The sequence below is a fragment of the Streptomyces sp. PTL18 genome, assembly GCF_059510295.1.
The window spans coordinates 1-231 of sequence record NZ_JCAJZO010000179.1 but is presented as its reverse complement, the minus strand read 5'-3'; the positions used below and the strand labels follow the sequence as shown (position 1 = coordinate 231).

1 pseudogene is annotated in these 231 nt (G+C 71.4%); it reads left to right on the top strand.

Going from position 1 to position 231, the window contains the following annotated elements:
* Window positions 1–231, top strand: a pseudogene (locus AC5WS8_RS39545) (IS1380 family transposase); the annotation flags it as partial.

Here is a 231-nt window from a genome sequence, read left to right as displayed (position 1 = left end):
TCACCGGGCTGACCTCCGCGTACTCCGCTGCTCTCAGGCCACTTCGGCCGCGTGGGACCGGGCATGATCCGGGCCGGATCGCCACCGACCTGGCGGTGATGCTCGCCGACGGTGGTGAGGCGATCGCGGATCTGGCCGTGCTGCGGGACCAGGCAGGGGTGTTCGGCCTGGTCGCCTCCACGTCCACCGCTTGGCGATTGCTCGCCGACACCGACGAGGCCGCACTCGCTG